The organism is Streptomyces sp. CBMA29, from assembly GCF_014596445.1.
In the GTDB taxonomy this organism is placed as follows: Bacteria; Actinomycetota; Actinomycetes; order Streptomycetales; family Streptomycetaceae; genus Actinacidiphila.
In genome coordinates this window covers 1-13,523 of sequence record NZ_MECL01000075.1, presented here as the reverse complement: position 1 = coordinate 13,523, position 13,523 = coordinate 1, and the positions used below count along the sequence as shown (strand labels likewise).

The following is a 13,523-nucleotide window of genomic DNA, read 5'->3' as shown; positions in this document are numbered from 1 at the left end:
GTGGTCCTCGGTGCTTCCCCGGACCCAGTATGGCCGCGACCGCCGACAAGCGGCACAGCGCATCAGGGCAGAACGGCCGCGGACTCGCGAAGCCTGGGGCCTGTCCGGCGGATCACGGGCGGACCGGGCGCTGTCCGGCGCTCCCCCCAACTCCGTCCGGGGGAGCGACTTCGCGGACAGGCCCTAGCGGCGGACGCGCGGCATCCCCAGGCCGATCCAGGAGATGATCTCGCGCTGGATCTCGTTGTTGCCGCCGCCGAAGGTGAAGATGACGGCGCTGCGGTAGCCGCGTTCCAGCTCGCCGTGGAGCACGGCGCCCGTCGAGCCCTCCTTGAGCGGTCCGGCCGCCGCGGTCACCTCCATCAGCCAGGCGTACGCGTCCCGCCGGGCCTCGCTGCCGTAGACCTTGACCGCGGAGGCGTCCTGCGGGGTGAGGGTGCCGCGCTGGAGGGCGTCCACCATCTGCCAGTTGAGCACCTTCATGGCGTCGAGCCGGGTGTGCGTGCGGGCCAGCCGGCCGCGGACCCAGCCGAGGTCGATGACGCGGCGGCCGTCGTCGAGCTTGGTGTCGGCGGCCCAGCGCTGGACGTCGTGCAGGGCGCGGATCGCCATGGTGCCGTGCGCGGCCAGCGTGACCCGCTCGTGGTTGAGCTGGGTGGTGATCAGCCGCCAGCCCTTGTTCTCCTCGCCGACCCTGCGGGTGACGGGCACGCGGACGTCGTCGTAGTAGCTGGCGGTCGTGTCGTGCGAGGCCAGGGTGTTGATCACCGTGCAGGAGTAGCCGGGGTCGGTGGTCGGCACCAGCAGCATGCTGATGCCCTTGTGCGGCGGCACCGTCGCGTCGGTGGAGGTGGCGGTGCGCACCGCGAGCCACACCCAGTCGGCGGTGTCGCCGTTGGTGGTCCAGATCTTCTGGCCGTTGACCACGTACGTGTCGCCGTCGCGCACCGCGCGGGTCTTGAGCGCGGCGAGGTCGGTGCCCGCGTCGGGCTCCGAGTAGCCGATGGCGAAGTCGATCTCACCCGCGACGATCTTCGGCAGGAAGTACGCCTTCTGCTCGTCGGTGCCGAACTGCATGATCGTCGGACCGACGGTGTTGAGTGCCATCAGCGGCAGCGGCACCCCGGCCTGCGCGGCCTCGTCGAAGAAGATGAACTGTGCCATCGGCGTCATCCCGCGCCCGCCGAATTCGGTGGGCCAGCCGATGCCGAGCCAGCGGTCGGCGCCGAGCTTGCGGATCGTCCGCCGGTAGAAGTCCTTGCGTGCGGCGGGGTCGTCGTGCCGGGCGTAGGCGTTGTCCGGTACGAGACCGGCGAAGTAGTCGCGCAGTTCGGCGCGCAGCCGCCGCTGTTCGGGCGTGTATTCCAGGTCCACGGCCCCTCCTGAACTCTTCGGGACTCCCGTCGGGACGCACCGGCGGTGCCGGCCGCTGCCCCGATACCGGCGCACACAGTAGAACGCGTTCCAGAAATTCGGAAGGGCCGCGGGAGGGGCGGCGACGGCCGACACGCGGCGCGGGAACGGGGGCGGCGGGGTGCCACGGCGGGCCACGACACCCCGCCCGCGGGCAGCCGGGATTCGCCGCCGCCGTGGGTGATACTGCAATTTCGCTGGTGGGCGCCGTGTCCACCGGTCCGTGGACGGACGCGAGGGACGCACACACGTATGGCCGACGGGCAGGACGACCCCCACCAGGACGACCGGACCGGGCGGCCGGAGGCCGGCGGGGAACCGGTGACCGAAGGCGGGGAATCCCGGCTGGCGGGCGCACCGTCCGTGTCGGGCGCTACGGCCCTCGGCGTCCGGCGGTACCGCGGGCGGCGGACGATGCGGGTGACCGCGCTCGCCGTCTCCGTACTGGTCCTGCTGACCGCCGCGACCGGCGCCTTCCTCTACATCCGCCTGGACGGCAACATCCGCGACCTGCCCCTGTTCGGCGGGGTCGGCGGCGACGCGGGCACCGAGCGGCCCGACGCCTTCGGCAGGACCCCGGTCAATGTGCTGGTGATCGGCTCCGACACCCGCGCGGACCCGGAGGACTGCCGCCTCGGCGGCGACTGCGGCCCGGGGCAGAACGCGGACGCGGGCATGGTGCTGCACATCTCCGCCGACCGCTCGCACGCCTCGGTGCTCAGCATCCCCCGCGACACGGTCACCGACCTGCCCGCCTGCCGCGACCCGCACGGCGGTGTCACCAAGCCCCGGCACGGCCAGATCAACTCCACGCTCCGCTACGGCCCCGGCTGTACGGTCGCGGCCGTGCACGCGCTCACGCGGATCCCCATCGACCACTTCGTGATGGCCGACTTCGCGGGCGTGGTCCGGATGTCCGACGCGGTCGGCGGCGTCCCGGTCTGCGTGGACCGCGATGTGTACGACTCCTACTCGCACCTCAAGCTGGCCAAGGGCAGGCACGAACTCCAGGGCACGGCCGCACTCCAGTTCCTGCGCTCGCGCCACGCGTTCGGCGACGGCAGCGACCTCGGCCGTACGGACGCGCAGCATCTTTTCCTCGGCGCGCTCGCCCACCGGCTGCGCGAGAACAGCACGTTCACCGACCCGGCCTCGCTGCTGGACCTCGCGGACGCGGCCACGCAGGCGCTGACCGTGGACACCCGGCTCGGGAGCGTCTCCCGGCTGGTCGGCCTGATCGACGACCTGCGCAAGGTGCCGTCGGCCCGGATCGCGTTCGTCACCATGCCCAACATGCCGGATCCGGGGAATTCCGACCGCGTGGTCGTCTCGCACTCCGGCCGCCGCCTCTTCGCCGCCATCGCGGCCGACCTCCCGCTGACCGTCACGGACTCCCGGGCACTCGACGGCAAGCCCGACGATCCGACGGACGCCACGGGCTCCACGGCGGGGGTCACGGGCTCCGCGGGCTCCACGGCGGGGGTCACGGGTGGCGACGACGGCGACCCGTCGGGGGACGCGACGCGGGACCCCTACGGCGGCGGCGAGGCGGCCACCGCCACCCCGCGCCCGACCCCGACCCCGACCCCGCCCCTGACCTCGCCCCTGACCCACACCTTCGGCCGTACCGCCGGCGGAAGGACCGCCTGCGCGCAGGTCGCCACCGGGCCCGCGGTCACCGTGCGTGGCGAGACCCTGACCCCGAGCGCCGCCTTCCGGGCGACCCCCTGGATCCCGGTCTCCGCGCCCTGACGGCCCCGCCCGCCGGAGCCCGCGGGTGCGGAACGCGCTGTGCGGCGCGTATGCGGCGATACTGGGGAGGAGACGCGACAGCCCGGCCGGAGCATGCCGTGGGCAGACCGGGCAAAGCGGTCCCCGAACCGCGTCCGGCCCCTTGACCTGGACGAGGGCCCCCGGGCGCCGCACTGCCGACCTTCTCAGGAGGTACTGATGAAGATGCTGATCAACGTCGCCGAGACCGTGGTCGCCGACGCGCTGCGCGGGATGGCGGCGGCGCATCCGGAGCTGACCGTCGACGTCGAGCGGCGGGTGATCGTGCGGCGGGGGGCGCCGTACGAGGGAAAGGTCGGTCTGGTGTCCGGCGGTGGTTCCGGGCACGAGCCGCTGCACGGCGGATTCGTCGGGCGCGGGATGCTGGACGCCGCCTGTCCCGGCGAGGTCTTCACCTCGCCCGTGCCGGACCAGATGGTACGGGCCGCCGCCGCGGTCGACAGCGGGGCCGGGGTGCTGTTCATCGTGAAGAACTACACCGGTGACGTGCTCAACTTCGACATGGCCGCCGAGCTGGCTGAGGACGAGGGCGTGCAGGTCGCCAAGGTCCTGGTCAACGACGACGTGGCGGTGGTCGACAGCCTCTTCACCGCGGGACGGCGCGGTACCGGTGCGACGCTCTTCGTGGAGAAGCTGGCGGGCGCCGCGGCCGACGCGGGAGCGCCGCTGGACCGGGTGGCGGCCGTGGCCCGCCGGGTCAACGAGTCCTCGCGCAGCTTCGGTGTCGCGCTCAGCGCCGTGACCACGCCCGCCAAGGGCGCCCCGACCTTCGACCTGCCCAGCGGCGAGCTGGAGCTGGGCATCGGCATCCACGGCGAGCCGGGGCGCGAGCGCCGGGCCATGATGACGTCGGGCGAGATCGCCGATGTGGTGGTGGACGCGGTCGTGGAGGACCTTCAGCCGGACGGACCGGTGATCGTGCTGGTCAACGGGATGGGCGCGACGCCGCTGCTGGAGCTGTACGGATTCAACGCCGAGGTGCACCGGGCGCTGACCGAGCGCAAGGTCCCGGTCGCGCGCACACTGGTCGGGAATTATGTGACCTCGCTCGACATGGCGGGCTGCTCGGTGTCGATCTGCCAGGTCGACGAGGAGCTGCTGGGGCTGTGGGACGCGCCGGTCTCGACTCCCGCGCTGCGCTGGGGCTGCTGAGCGTCTGCTCCCGCGCCGTACCGACCGCACCCGGCCACCGGCCGCCACCGTCGAAAGGACCGTCAACCGTATGAACGCCCTCCCCTCTCCAGGGTCCCCCGGGTCCCCCGGGTCCGCCGGGGCCACCGTCGATGCCGACTTCGTGCGGCGCTGGCTGGACACGGCCACCGCCTCCGTCGACCGCGAGTCCGAGCGGCTGACCGAACTCGACTCCCCCATCGGCGACGCCGACCACGGCAGCAATATGCGGCGCGGTTTCATCGCGGCGCGCGGCGCCGTCGAGCAGGAACCGCCCGGCACGCCCGGCGGCGTTCTGGTGCTGGTGGGCCGGACGCTCATCAGTACGGTCGGCGGCGCGTCGGGGCCGCTGTACGGCACGCTGCTGCGCAAGGCGGGCAAGGAGCTGGGGGATGAGGAGGCCGTCGGCGCGGACCGGCTGCGGGACGCGCTGCGCGCGGGGGTGGACGGGGTCGCCCAGCTGGGCGGCGCGTCGGCCGGTGACAAGACGATGCTGGACGCGCTGCTCCCGGCGGTCGACGCGCTGACCGGCGCGCTCGACGCGGGCGGTTCGCTGGCCGAGGGCCTGGCGGCTGCGGCCTCCGCGGCCGACGAGGGCGCGGTGGCCACCACGCCGCTGCGCGCCCGCAAGGGCCGGGCCAGCTACCTCGGCGAGCGCAGCGTCGGCCACCAGGACCCGGGCGCGACCTCGGCGGCGCTCCTGGTCGACGCGCTGGCCGCCACGGCGCGGGACGGTGCCGCGTGACCGCCCCGACGGTCGGCATCGTGCTGGTGTCCCACAGCGCCTCCGTAGCCGCCTCCGTCGTCGCGCTCGCCACCGGACTGACCGGCGGCGCGACCGATGTGCCGGTCGTCGCGGCGGGCGGCGGCCCGGACGGCGGGCTCGGCACCAGTTCCGATCTGATCACCTCGGCGGCCCGCACGGTCGACCAGGGCGCGGGAGTGGCCGTCATCGCGGACCTGGGCAGCGCCGTACTCACCGTCAAGGCGCTGCTCGCGGACGACGAACTGCCCTCCGGCACCCGGTTGTTGAACGCCCCCTTCCTCGAAGGCGCGGTCGCCGCGGTCGTCACGGCCTCGACCGGCGCGGATCTGGACGCGGTGGCCGCGGCGGCGGAAGACGCGTACACCTACCGCAAGTTGTGACCTGAGGAGCGGGGAAGGACCGCGGGCCCCCACCGTCCCGCAAGGGTGACGGCGGGGGCCCGCGGCCTGCCGTTGGTCAGCGTCCGTAGCTGATCAGGGCGCGGACCATACGGCAGGTGATGTCGGACGGCGGGTGGACGCCGATGCGCTCGGCGGTGTCGTGGATCCGGCGGTTGCCCGCCTGCGCCGGGTCGTAGACGCCCGAGTCGAGCAGGGCGATGACCAGGCGCATCGTCTTGAGCCGGCGGTTGTGCGCGATGTACCACTCACGCGGCCGTCCGGCGGGAAGCGGCTTCTTCGGCAAGGACAGTAGGGGCAGTGCGGCAACGGCCATCGGCATCCTCCTGAGGCGTCGGCCAACCCTCTCGAACACTGTCGATTTTACCGCCAAGCACTGACAAAGGCCGCTGCTCAGACGGGGGTTGGGGGATGTTCCTCCGACCCGCGCGAGGGCCCTTCGCATACGCCCCGCAGAACAGCTCCTAGCCGCCGAGCAGCCGTACGGCGTGGTGGGCGGCGGCGAAGCAGCGCGGGTCCTCGTAGGTCGCGTACTCGCGCCGCGCCACCTCGGCGATCTTGATGGCGTGTTCGTCGCGCAGTTCGACCGCGGCCTCGACGATCCGGCGGCGCTCCGCGGGGTCGTGGGCGTCCACGGCCGGTGCGGCGGGGTCGGGTTCGCCGCGTCCGGTGAAGATGTTGAGCAGCGTTCCCGACACGTCGCGGACCGCTTCGTAGGAGGGCAGCGCGAGTTGCGGCGGCAGGTGCGGCAGCGTCATCCGGACCGCGGCGGGTGCGGTGACGGCGTGGATGGCGGGCACCGGATTGCCGCCCGGCCGCGTCAAGGTGTAGCGCCCGGCGCCGATCGCGGTCAGCTCGGCGAGCGCGGCGTCCACCGACTGTTCGAGTCGCGCGTCGGCGGCGGCGAACAGCTTGGACCTCGGTTGGCGGCCGAGCGTCCTGACCGTGCCCACGGCCTTCGCCCCGCGCGCGACGGCGCCGTCCGGCGGCTGGTAGAGCGCGGCCCAGAAGGCGAGGCCGTTGGCCAGTTCGTGGAGTTGTACGGTGCTCGGCGCGCCGACGGCGGTGATGCCGCGTACGGCGTGCGCGGTACGGATCACGCCGTGGGTCAGACCGGCGAACATGCCGGGGGTCAGCCTGGGCCACCACTTGACCAGGGTCTCCAGCCAGCCCGCGCCGTCGATCTCGCGCCGGAACAGCGTCGCCCAGTCGGCGAGCCGCCGGGCCTCACCGAGCGCGGCGCGCCAGGAGCCGGGGTCCGCCGCGTCGATGGGGGCGAAGAGGTCGGGCGGCGCGCCGAGGCCGCGGTGGCCCGCGTACCACTCGACCCAGTCCGGCACCTGGTCGCCGTGGCCGAGGGCGGCCAGTGCCTCGGCTCCCATCGGGGCGTGGAGCGCGAATCCGCGGAGCTGGTTGCCGGACCCGAGGAAGAACCCGGCGTGACCGAGCCGCTCCAGGGCCTCGTTGACTGCGGTGTCGTACGTGTCGTCGTGCGCGTCGTCATACGCGTCGTCGGGGCTGGGGGTGGCGTCGGGCATGGCGGGCACGGTCCCCTCGGGTTGCACGGAAGCGGCGGGTCGGGCGCGGGCGGTGCGGCGAGCGCGGTGCGGCGCAGTGCGGCGGGGCGCGGGCAGTGCGGTGCGGGGAAACGGGCGAAGCGGGCCCCGCTCCCCCTCGAACCGGGGAACGGAGCCCGCGCACCGCTGTCGCCCTGCGCCCGTTCAGCCCCTGGCGGGGGCCGGGTCGGCGGGCGAGGCGGCGGCCTCCTCGGCGGCCATCTCGTCCGCGCTGAGCGGCAGCCCGTGCGGGTTGGCCGAGGCGCCGTCGATCTTCTTGACGAGCAGGCAGGACAGCGCGCCCAGCGCCATCACCACGACGGACACCAGCAGCGTCGGGTGCATGGCGTCGATGAAACCGTGCCCGAAGACCGCGGTGCCCGCGTCCTGGATGCGGTGCGCCGCATCGGCGGGAACGTCCGGGGGGAGCTTCAACCCCGAGGTGTTGCCCGCCACTTCGAGGTGCTTGCCCGCGTTGTCGAAGCTCTTCACGAACCCGTCGCGGTAGTCCGCCGGTACGCTCCCGGCCCGCCGCGCCGCCTGGTCCTTGAGGGAGGAGGCGAGCTGACCCTGGAGCACCGCGCCGACCACGGCGCCCGCGAGCACAGAACCGACCTGCCGCAGCGCGTTGTTGACGCCGGACGCGGCGCCGGTGAGCTTGGGCGGCACATTGCGCATGACCTCGGTGGCCATCGGCGTGAAGGTGCAGCCCGCGCCCATGCCCATGATGAACAGCGGTGCCACGATGCCGGTCCAGCTCCGGCCGACGTCGGCCACGGACATCACCCACAGCAAGCCGCCGCCGTACAGCACGAGGCCGGTCATCAGGATGTACTTGCCGCCCAGCTTCTCGGAGAGCACACCCGCGGGCCCGGCCATCACGAAGGTGCCGACGGACAGCGGCAGCAGCACGATGCCGGACTTCATGGCGCTGTAGCCGAGGATGGACTGGAGGTAGACGGTGATCGGGAGGAAGAGGCCCACGATGCCGAACGAGATCGCGATGCCGACGAAGTTCATGATCGTGAAGTTGCGGTCCTTGAACAGTGAGAACGGCACCAGGGGTTCGTTGTCCTGCTGGCCGCGCTGGTAGACCAGGAAGACCGCGAAGACCACGGCGGAGGCGGCGATCGACGTCCAGATCCAGCCGTTCCAGTCGTACTTCTGCCCCTCGATCAACGCGAAGGAGAGCAGGAAGAGGGTCAGCGACAGCAGGACGACGCCTGGAACGTCGAAGCGGTGCTTGACCGTTCGTTCCGTGCTGGGGATGAACAGCAGGGCGCCGACCACCGCCAGGACGCCGAGCGGGATGTTGACGAAGAAGATCCAGCGCCAGTCGATCTTGGTGACGAGCACGCCGCCGACGGCCGGGCCCGCGGCGCCGGAGACACCGGCCACGATGCCCCAGATGCCGAGCGCGACACCGCGCTTCTCGTGCGGGAAGACGTCGATGATCAGGGAGAGGGTCTGCGGCAGCAGCATCGCGGCGCCGATGCCCTGGATCGCGCGGAAGGTGATGAGCTGCGACGGGTTCTGCGACAGGCCGCAGGCCAGGCTCGCCAGGGTGAACAGCGCGACGCCGTAGACGAAGAGGTTCTTCTTGCCGGTCAGGTCGCCCATCCGGCCCGCGGTGATCAGGAGTACGGCGAGCGCCAGGGTGTACGCGTTGGTGATCCACAGGATCTGGTCGAGTGACGCGTTCAGGTGCTCCACCATATCCGGAATGGCGATGTTGACGATCGTCAGGTCGAGCAGTGTCATGAAGAACCCGATGGACAGCACCGTCAGGATCGCCCACGGGTTGCCCCGCAACTTGTTCACAATTCCTCCTTGCCGTGGGCGTGGCAGGCGCTCACGGTCGCGTGTGTCGTTCGAGGCGACGACGATCAGCTCTACGGCCCCAAGAGGAGCCCTCCGCGAGCGGATGTGACATCGCCGTCGGGCGGTGAGGCAGGGATCACAGGCGTGACACCGGCGCGGCCACCGGCGGGAATCGCCGAGGTGAACGCGCGGGTGCGGGGGTGTGCTCGCCCGGCGCCGACGGCGCGATCAGGGCGACGAAAAGCCCCCGTGCGAGGGGGAGTTCCCCCACGGAGGCTGTTTTGGGGCAGGAGAAGCCCCTGGGAAAACCGTGACAGACACCTTCTGGTCCGTCAACCGGCGGCTACAGGTGTGTCACCTCGCGCAGCACGGCGACCTCGCGGGGTTCGAGCCCTTCGAGAATGGTCAGGGCGGTGCGGCGGGTCTCGGCCGCGGCGGCCGTGTCACCGGCGGCGTGATGGGTGTCACCCAGATAGCTGAGCGTCACGACCTCCTCCGCGAGGTCGCCAGCCGCCCGGGTGATCTCCAGCGACCGCTCGAAGGCGGCGACGGCCTCCGCGTACTGCCCGAGCCCGTGGTGCGCGTAGCCCAGATTGTCCCAGGCGACCGCCTGCATCGGCCGGTCACCGAGCACGCTGTAGAGCGCCAGTCCCTGCTGACACTGCGTCAGGGAGGCGGCGAAGTCGCCGAGTCTGCCCAGCAGCCAGCCCGCCGCGTTACGGGCCCGCGCCTCGCCGTGCTGGTGCGCGACGACGTGGAACAACTCCGCCGCCTGCTGGGCGTATTCGAGCGCTTCCTGGTAGCGGCCCCGGTGTTCGAGCACTGAGCTGAGGCCGAAGTAGGTGTGCGCGAGACCGGTGCTGTCGTCGAGGTCGCGGTAGACCCCGGCGCAGTGTTCGAGGTGGGTCAGGGCGGCCGGGTAGGCAACCAGCCACGAGTAACTGGTGCCGAGACCCCGGTGCACGCCGGAGCGCCGGGGGCCCCAGGGGTCGGGCGGCGAGGCCGGGTTGGGGCCGCGCCGGTCGGAGACGCCCATCAGGATCCAGCCGAGCCGGTCGGAGTGCACGTCGAAGCCGTTGACGTCGGCCTGCGTGACGGTGGCCATCAGGACCTGCTCCTCGGCCTCCATCCACTCCGCCGCCCGCCGCGCGTCGGCGAGCGTCTCGGGCACCGCGCCCGGCTCCGGGTCCCCCAGCGTCAGCGGGATCGGTACCGGGCTCAGCAGCCTGGCCGACGCGTGGGCGGTGTGCAGGTAGTGGTCGAGCACCCGCAGCAGGACCGTACGGCGCTCCGCCTCGCTGTCGTGGGTGGCGGCCAGCTCACCGGCGTACGCGCGGAGCAGGTCGTGGAAGGTGAAGCGGCCCGGCACATGCTCCATGACCAGGTGGGCGCGGGTCAGGTCGTACAGCGCGCGGCGCGCCTCGGTGACGGTCACCCCGGTCAGGCTCGCGGCGGCCGGGACCGTGATGTCGGGTCCCGGGTGGACCGACAGCAGCCGGAACATCCGCCGGGTGCAGTCCGACAGGTGCCCGTACGACCAGGAGAAGACCGCGCGCAGGTCGGTGGAGGCGTCACCGATGTCGAGGGTGTCGAGCCGGTGGCGTACGTCGCGCAGCGCGGCGACCAGGTCGGCGAGCGACAGCCGGGGCGAGACGAGGGCGCGGGCGGCGGCGATGCTCAGGGCGAGCGGCAGCCGGGCGCACAGCTCGACCAGTTCGGCGGCGGCCTCGGGTTCCGCGGCGGTGCGTTCGGGGCCGAGGCGGCGGGCCAGCAGGTCCAGCGACTCCACCGCGCTGAGCAGGTCGAGGGTGACGGGGGTGGCGCCCTCGGCGGCGATCAGGCCGGTCAGTTGACTGCGGCTGGTGATCACCACGGCGCAGGAGGTGCTGCCGGGCAGCAGCGGCCGTACCTGGTCGGTGTCGCGCGCGTTGTCCAGGACGATCAGCACCCGGCGGCCCGCCAGCAATGTGCGGTAGAGCGCGGCGCGGGCGTCCAGCTCCTCGGGAACGCTCTCGGCGGGCACCCCGAGCGCGTCGAGGAAGCCGCGGATCGCCTCGACCGGCGCCAACGGGCGGGAGCCGGGCGCGAATCCGCGCAGATTGACGTGGAGCTGGCCGTCGGGGAAGCGCTCGGCATTGCGCTGCGCCCAGTGAATGGCCAAGGTCGTCTTGCCGATGCCCGCGGTGCCATCGATGGCCGAGATGACGGCGGTGCCGCCGAACTGCACGGCGTGGTCGAGGAGTTCGTCGAGAAGCTTGAGCTGTCTGCGGCGGCCGGTGAAGTGCCTTGAGGCGGCCGGGAGTTGGCGGGGCACGCGGGCCGGTGCGGCGACCGGTCCGCCCTCCGTGGCCCGCGGCTTCTCGGGTGCGGCGACCGAGGGATCATTGGCGAGAATCCGCTGGTGCAGCAGGTCGAGCGCGGGCGGTACGTCCAGGCCCATCTCGTCGGCCAGGCGGGTGCGCAGCCCGTGGAAGGCGGCGAGCGCCTCGCTCTGTCTGCCGCCCCGGTGCAGCGCGAGCATGAGCTGGCTGACCGGCTTCTCGCGCAGCGGGTACTCGGCGACGATCGCGGACAGCGAGGCGACCACTTCCGTGTGCCGCCCGAGGGCCAACTGGTGGTCGGTATAGGTCTCCTGGACCGCGAGCCGCCGTTCGTTCCAGGCCGCGGCCCTGGCCTCGATCACCCGCCCCGAGAGTCCGGCGAGCGCGGGTCCGTGCCACAACTCCAGTGCCGCGCCCAGCAGTTCCGCGCACTCGGCGAGGTCGCCCGCAACGCGCGCCGACTCCGCGGCGGCCACCTGACGGTCGAATTCGGCACTGTCCAGCGCGCCTTCGCTCACCGCCATCCGGTATCCCGCGTCTCCGACGGCCGTGATGTCCCCGGTCTCACCGGGGCCAGCGACCAGCGCCGAGCGCAGTCGCGACACCGCGTTGCGGATCTGCTTTCCGGCCGTGGCGGGCGGAGTCTCGTCCCAGAGGGCGTCGACGAGGTGGCTGAGCGATACGGTCCTGTTGGCTTCGAGGAGCAGCAGCGCGAGGACTCGCTGTTCCCTGGGCCCGCCGAAGGGTATTCGGGTCTGACCGGACCAGCCCTCCAAGGCGCCGAGGACCCGAAACCTCACGCCGTCCCCCTTACCGGGTTCGCCCGGCGTTGTGATCGGAAACTGCATCATAGACCGCGGGCTCCAATGAGGACCAGTTGAGGACGAGTTGAGGCCGCCGTGCCCAATGCTTGAGCCAGGCCCTTCAGTTGCGTAGTCGATGTAGTCGATTGATTAGTCGATCAGTGCGGTGAAGGCAAACAAGCTTGGCGGTCTTCCGCCACCCAACGGGGGTGTGGCGTGAAGATCGGCTCGATGGCATACGCCTCGGGTCCCGGCGGCCGATGGCCGGGACACGCGCGGTGCCTCCCCTGGGCGAGGCCCGGGTTCGGAACCGGCACGGGGCGGCTCCGCACCTGGGCCTCGTTCGTACCCCCGCGCGGGCCGGTGTCCTCGGTGCGGCGGTTACGGGGTCGGGTATCCGGGGTGCGCCGCTCCCGGAGCGGTGGCGGGCGCGAACCACGTGGGGTCGTCGCGCAGCGCCATGTCGATCCGGCCGCGGGCGATCGGGCCGAGCGGCGGCAGTTCGTCCAGCGCGAACCAGCGCACGTCGAGCGACTCGTCGTCGTTCACCCGCGCCTCGCCGCCGACGGCCCGACAGCGCAGCACGATGTCGATGTACTGGGCGCGGTCGCCGTTGTCGTACCGCACCGGCTCGTTGGTGAAGACGCTCAGCACCTTCTCGACGACGGCGTGCACCCCGGTCTCCTCCTCGATCTCCCGGACGGCCGCCTCGGCGGGCTGCTCGCCCGGATCGGGGATGCCACTGATGAGCGCCCACTTTCCGGTGTCCGTACGGCGGTTGAGCAAGATCCGGCCGCGGTCGTCGAAGACGACGGTCACCACACCCGGCAGGAGCAGCAGGGTGTCCCCCGCCTTCGCGCGGATGTCTCGGATGAAATCGGGAATCGCCATGCCCAGAGCGTACGAGAACGACGGTGAACGCCACACCAGCACCAGGTTTCCCACGTGGTACCGGGTTCCCGCACAACGTATCCACAGGTCGGGGTGTCACCCGTTACGGTGGCGACAGACAGCGCCCACGCGGGGAACGCGGGTGTGACGGTATCGCGTCGCGCCCGGGTGGCAGGGGGTATCGGGGGATGGACACGACGGCCGGCGGGACGCCGGGCGCCATGCGTGCGGAGGCGGCCGGAGCGCCGCGCCCGCCGCGGCGCGAACCGCGTCCGTACAGCGGCACCACCGACGCCGTCGGCATCGCCCTCCTCGTCTGCTGCGGCGTCTGGACGCTGATCGCCGCCGCGGGCCGCGCCGCCCGTCCCGAGGGCACCCTGCTCGCCATCCTCGCGGTCAGCGCCGGATACGCGGCCGGCCGTATCCTCGGCGCGCTGCTGCCGGTGCTCGCGCCCGCCGTCGCGGCCGTGGCCGTACTCGCCCTGGTCCTCGTCCCGCCGAGCCGGCTGTCCGCGCACCCCGACGCGCCGCCGCTCGGCTATCCGAACGCCGATGCCGCGCTGCTGGTCCTCGCGGTCGGCGCCGCCTGCTGC

At 72.5% G+C, this 13,523-nt stretch carries 10 protein-coding genes and 1 pseudogene; 5 read left to right on the top strand and 6 right to left on the bottom strand.

Going from position 1 to position 13,523, the window contains the following annotated elements:
* Positions 1-183 precede the first annotated feature (183 nt).
* Positions 184-1,374 carry an acyl-CoA dehydrogenase family protein gene (locus tag BGM09_RS11635; protein WP_188281435.1) on the bottom strand — a complete coding sequence of 397 codons (1,191 nt, stop codon included), beginning with the start codon at positions 1,372-1,374 and terminating at the stop codon, positions 184-186.
* A 291-nt stretch (positions 1,375-1,665) separates the two neighbouring features.
* Here BGM09_RS11635 and BGM09_RS11630 point away from each other — a divergent pair, with 291 nt between their 5' ends.
* The 4 genes from BGM09_RS11630 to BGM09_RS11615 all read left to right on the top strand — a co-directional run bounded on the left by BGM09_RS11630 (position 1,666) and on the right by BGM09_RS11615 (position 5,520).
* Positions 1,666-3,165 carry an LCP family protein gene (locus tag BGM09_RS11630; RefSeq protein WP_188281434.1) on the top strand — a complete coding sequence of 500 codons (1,500 nt, stop codon included), beginning with the start codon at positions 1,666-1,668 and terminating at the stop codon, positions 3,163-3,165.
* A 198-nt stretch (positions 3,166-3,363) separates the two neighbouring features.
* A complete protein-coding gene (gene dhaK, locus BGM09_RS11625; RefSeq protein WP_188281433.1) occupies positions 3,364-4,356 on the top strand; it encodes a dihydroxyacetone kinase subunit DhaK in 993 nt (330 codons plus the stop codon).
* Between the two features lie 70 nt (positions 4,357-4,426).
* Positions 4,427-5,119 (top strand): dihydroxyacetone kinase subunit DhaL, encoded by a 693-nt coding sequence (gene dhaL / locus BGM09_RS11620; RefSeq protein ID WP_188281432.1) that lies wholly within the window; start codon positions 4,427-4,429, stop codon positions 5,117-5,119.
* Entirely contained in the window at positions 5,116-5,520 is a 405-nt protein-coding gene (locus BGM09_RS11615) for a PTS-dependent dihydroxyacetone kinase phosphotransferase subunit DhaM (protein WP_188281431.1), read from the top strand. Before dhaL ends, BGM09_RS11615 begins: the two co-directional genes overlap by 4 nt.
* 76 nt (positions 5,521-5,596) lie before the next feature.
* On the opposite strand, the gene BGM09_RS11610 is transcribed toward BGM09_RS11615, so the two are convergent.
* From BGM09_RS11610 to BGM09_RS11590, 5 genes are all read right to left on the bottom strand, one after another.
* The gene (locus BGM09_RS11610) at positions 5,597-5,854 is read right to left on the bottom strand and encodes a hypothetical protein (RefSeq protein WP_188281430.1); all 258 of its coding nucleotides are present in this window, start codon (positions 5,852-5,854) and stop codon (positions 5,597-5,599) included.
* A gap of 148 nt (positions 5,855-6,002) precedes the next feature.
* Positions 6,003-7,076 (bottom strand): questin oxidase family protein, encoded by a 1,074-nt coding sequence (locus BGM09_RS11605; protein ID WP_188281429.1) that lies wholly within the window; start codon positions 7,074-7,076, stop codon positions 6,003-6,005.
* A 183-nt stretch (positions 7,077-7,259) separates the two neighbouring features.
* A complete protein-coding gene (locus tag BGM09_RS11600) occupies positions 7,260-8,915 on the bottom strand; it encodes an MFS transporter (RefSeq protein WP_317452658.1) in 1,656 nt (551 codons plus the stop codon).
* 343 nt (positions 8,916-9,258) lie between these two features.
* Positions 9,259-12,036: an AfsR/SARP family transcriptional regulator gene (locus tag BGM09_RS11595; RefSeq protein ID WP_188281428.1), complete on the bottom strand. Its 2,778-nt coding sequence runs from the start codon at positions 12,034-12,036 to the stop codon at positions 9,259-9,261.
* 384 nt (positions 12,037-12,420) lie between these two features.
* A complete protein-coding gene (locus BGM09_RS11590) occupies positions 12,421-12,930 on the bottom strand; it encodes an NUDIX hydrolase (protein WP_188281427.1) in 510 nt (169 codons plus the stop codon).
* Between the two features lie 188 nt (positions 12,931-13,118).
* Between BGM09_RS11590 and BGM09_RS11585 the strand changes: the two are divergent.
* A pseudogene (locus BGM09_RS11585) lies at positions 13,119-13,523 on the top strand (O-antigen polymerase); the annotation flags it as partial.

Bases quoted from the DNA above. Each gene is read 5' to 3' on its own strand.
- BGM09_RS11605 (WP_188281429.1), bottom strand. From the start codon at position 7,076: ATGCCCGACGCCACCCCCAGCCCCGACGACGCGTATGACGACGCGCAC.
- dhaL (WP_188281432.1), top strand. From the start codon at position 4,427: ATGAACGCCCTCCCCTCTCCAGGGTCCCCCGGGTCCCCCGGGTCCGCC.
- BGM09_RS11630 (WP_188281434.1), top strand. From the start codon at position 1,666: ATGGCCGACGGGCAGGACGACCCCCACCAGGACGACCGGACCGGGCGG.
- dhaK (WP_188281433.1), top strand. From the start codon at position 3,364: ATGAAGATGCTGATCAACGTCGCCGAGACCGTGGTCGCCGACGCGCTG.
- BGM09_RS11590 (WP_188281427.1), bottom strand. From the start codon at position 12,930: ATGGCGATTCCCGATTTCATCCGAGACATCCGCGCGAAGGCGGGGGAC.
- BGM09_RS11610 (WP_188281430.1), bottom strand. From the start codon at position 5,854: ATGGCCGTTGCCGCACTGCCCCTACTGTCCTTGCCGAAGAAGCCGCTT.